Source organism: Acinetobacter lactucae, assembly GCF_013344765.1.
Taxonomy (GTDB): Bacteria; Pseudomonadota; Gammaproteobacteria; order Pseudomonadales; family Moraxellaceae; genus Acinetobacter; species Acinetobacter lactucae_A.
Map to the genome: position 1 here is coordinate 1 of NZ_JABVBF010000290.1, position 1,981 is coordinate 1,981.

General features: G+C 34.0%; 3 protein-coding genes. 1 reads left to right on the forward strand and 2 read right to left on the reverse strand.

What is annotated here, in order from left to right:
- Nucleotides 1–52: 52 nt before the first annotated feature.
- Complete coding sequence (locus HUN22_RS16745; RefSeq protein WP_174731751.1) at nt 53–913, reverse strand: alpha/beta hydrolase family protein; 861 nt, start codon at nt 911–913, stop codon at nt 53–55.
- Between the two features lie 141 nt (nt 914–1,054).
- Between HUN22_RS16745 and HUN22_RS16750 the strand changes: the two genes are divergently transcribed.
- Nucleotides 1,055–1,510 carry a hypothetical protein gene (locus tag HUN22_RS16750; protein ID WP_174731753.1) on the forward strand — a complete coding sequence of 152 codons (456 nt, stop codon included), beginning with the start codon at nt 1,055–1,057 and terminating at the stop codon, nt 1,508–1,510.
- Between the two features lie 30 nt (nt 1,511–1,540).
- Here HUN22_RS16750 and HUN22_RS16755 read toward each other — a convergent pair whose 3' ends face one another.
- Nucleotides 1,541–1,795 (reverse strand): hypothetical protein, encoded by a 255-nt coding sequence (locus HUN22_RS16755; RefSeq protein WP_005073940.1) that lies wholly within the window; start codon nt 1,793–1,795, stop codon nt 1,541–1,543.
- Between the last annotated feature and the right edge of the window lie 186 nt (nt 1,796–1,981).

The following is a 1,981-nucleotide window of genomic DNA, read 5'->3' on the forward strand; positions in this document are numbered from 1 at the left end:
CCTCTACACCGGATTACGAGCGTAGAGGCAAAAAGTAAAAGATTAATTAAAATTAATGTTGAATTTCTTGTTCCAAGAGTGACCACAACTTTTGATGTGATTTTTTAAACATTAACATATGCCCAATTGATTTATAGCCGAGTTTGATAGGGTTTAGCTCTAGCATTTTTGTGGGTGCATTTGGATACAACTTTAATAAATCTTCAACATTATGCTTTGTCGCAATTTCATCATCACTTGCCCAAATAGAAGTAATAGGGCAAATAATTTCATTATGAAAATCATGGTGGATTGTTTTACCAATTGCATTTTTAACGTAGCCTGGATGACTACAAAACTCACGCCACTGTTGAGCGACTTTTTTAGGTAAGTTTTCTCCCATTCCAATAAATTGTGTTGCTCCATATCCTTTTAAGGCACTAGAGATGGGGAAGATAAAATTGAACATGACTGGTGCCAAAAACTTGGTTTTACCTTTAAGACCCTTTACATGGCCCGTAGAGCCTGCGACTGCAATAACTTTTGCTACTTTATGAAAATTAGGCACAATTCCTAGTAATTGCCCACCAGCACTATGGCCAAGTAGGGTAACTTGTTCTGCTTTAGTTTTTTCTAATAATGTATCAATTGCACAAGGAATATCGAGAATTCCCCAATCATTAATACTTGCAGTACTTTGCTTCAGAGACCCGTGTAAGGAGTCTCCAATTCCACGGAAGTCAAAGCTTAATACGTCATATCCTTGTTCGCTTAACCATGTAGCGAAAGAATGATAGAAGTTTTTAGTAATACCTGTGGCTGGGCAAATCAACACAGGGTTAGCTAGTTGTTTTGATTGAGCTGGATAAAAATGTGCAGCAAGTTGATAACCATCTTCGCAGGTCATCCAAAATGATTCAAAAGTGTTATCCATAATATTACGTAATAGTTGGTTTGTTGATATCTGTAATTTACATGAGTTCTAAAATGATACTTGATTAAAATGTGACTATAAAGTCAATATCTATGTTATACAGCTCATTAAATTTGAATAAAACAAGTAATTGGAAAAAAGATGGATTTACCGAAAGCTGTACAGTTAGCTATTGTGTTTAGTGGCATATTTTTATGGATAGGGATGTTAACTGGGGTATGGAAATATTGGCAAATACGCCGTTCAGAATTAAGTCGTGCGCATTATTATGTAGATATCGCGCATCGAAGTAGTTTGTTATATGCAGCTGCTAGTCTCATTCTAGCTGTATTAAGCTATTTTACTGTTTTAAATGAAAAGATTGCTTTGTGGTGTGTGTTCGCAAATATTCTATTTTTTAGTTTTTCAATTCTGATTTATATCGTACATGGCTATTTACAGGACACGACAAATCAATTTAAACGTCCACACAAGTTAGGTCGTTTTAGCTTGCCTTCATGGTTAATATCTTTAATGATGATAGGTTTAATTGTGACTGAATTACTAGCTACCGCTATTTTAGTTATTGGAACAATTTTTTTATTTCTAGGTGTGTAAAATAAAAATGGATGATTACTCATCCATTTTTTAAGTATTCAAGTTTTGTTGACTAAGACGTCTTTTAGCTAGTTTTCGCATCTTATGGTCGACAAAGGCCCACACACAAAATATGAAAGAAACAACCATCGCATACATAAAGTATTCGGGTTTCAGATTTCCTTTAATCATACCTTGAAACAGTAAAGTCAGCATAAGAGCAAGCGGTGTTACTCCATAAACAACTGAATCTTTGCTGTTCAGAGTGTTAATGAAGACTTGTTTGTTGAAATGTAATGATAACATCTCCATCCCTCCTTGTGGTTGTGCTAAAACCATATGTTTTAGTCAAGAATAAGTTAATGTTGTACTTCTATTTTTAGTTCAATTCAATAGTCACTAGTCAATTTATTGCATAGTTTTATGAAAACTTTACGGTTCTTGTGGCTTGATGTGCAAATAGGGTAAATATTAAATATTTTTGTATAAAAT